Genomic DNA, 1,374 nt, shown 5'->3' on the forward strand with positions numbered 1-1,374 from the left:
GGCATTTTTGTATGGAGCGTCAGAGGAAGTTGTAAACCTTGCGCCGAGGTGTTAACTTTCGGGCGCGATGCTCTCCAGTCACCTGACCTTCCTGCTCGAAGCGCAACAGCCAGCCGACTTAAGTCGGCTGGCCGAGCATCTGCCATACGAGTGGATCGAGCGTGCGGTAGAGGCGACGGGAACGGCGAGTATTCGTCGCCGTCGGTTGCCCGCGGAACAGGTGGTTTGGCTGGTGATTGCGCTGGCGATGTACCGCCATTGGTCGATCAGCGAAGTGCTCGACAACCTGGGACTGGCATTGCCTGATGAGGTGGCGCCGTTCGTCAGCAAGAGCGCGGCGGCACAAGCTCGCCAGCGCGTGGGGGAAGCGCCGCTGGCCTGGCTGTTCGAACGAACAGCGCGTGCCTGGAGCTTGCAGGATTCCAGCGACTACGCCTTCAAGGGACTCAGCTTGTGGGCGATGGATGGCACGACGCTACGCACGGCCGATAGCCCCGCCAACCGCGAGCACTTCGGTGCTCAAGCTTACGTTCGCAGAGTCGCCAGCTATCCGCAGGTACGCATGGTGACGCTGACAGCGATTCCCACGCATTTGGTGGCAGGCGCCAGCTTCGGTCGCTATGAAAGCAATGAGATGGTGTACGCCAAAGGTTTGTTGCCGCAGATACCGAATGATTCGCTGACGGTCTTCGACAAAGGCTTTCTGGCTGCCGAGATCTTGTGTGGCCTCACGATGGGCGGGGATAACCGCCATTTCCTGATCCCCGCCAAATCCAACACGTGCTGGGAGGTTACAGCCGGCACGGCCGAGGACGCCACAGTACGCATGCGTGTCTCGCCGCAGGCACGCAAGAAGTGTCCGGCGCTGCCAGAGTTCTGGCAGGCGCGGGCAATCCGCACGATCGATGCACGCGGACGTAGCCGAATTCTGCTGACGTCGCTGCTCGATCGCCGACGCGTCAAACCTGCTGACATCGTCGCCTGTTACGAGCGCCGCTGGCAGATCGAAACGAGCTACCGGGAACTGAAGCAGTCGATGCTCGGCATGGAGCTGACCTTGCGCAGCCGAACCGTCGATGGGGTATGCCAGGAAATCTGGGGCGCCCTGATCGCCTACAACCTGATTCGCCGGGAGATGGCCAGCGCCGCCCGAGAAGCCAAGCTCGCGCCGACTGACATGAGCTTCGTGCGTGCCTTCCACGTCATCCAGCACGAGATGATGTGGGCAGCCGTCACGCCAGCCTTTGCGAAACTGCCCGACTGTCTACGGCGCCTACGCGAGCGCCTAAAGTCGCTGCCCAATGTAAAACGACCCGGCCGCTCATGCGACCGGGTCGTCAAGTCCCGCCCTTCACGCTATGCCGTTCGCTTCCT

General features: G+C 61.8%; 1 protein-coding gene. It reads left to right on the top strand.

Features of this window, described 5'->3' with window-relative positions:
- Positions 1 to 67: 67 nt before the first annotated feature.
- Positions 68 to 1,374: IS4 family transposase (locus J8I34_RS34050; protein WP_209808564.1), on the top strand; the 1,307-nt coding region annotated here is incomplete at its 3' end.

This window comes from Cupriavidus phytohabitans (assembly GCF_017815025.1).
Taxonomy (GTDB): domain Bacteria; phylum Pseudomonadota; class Gammaproteobacteria; order Burkholderiales; family Burkholderiaceae; genus Cupriavidus.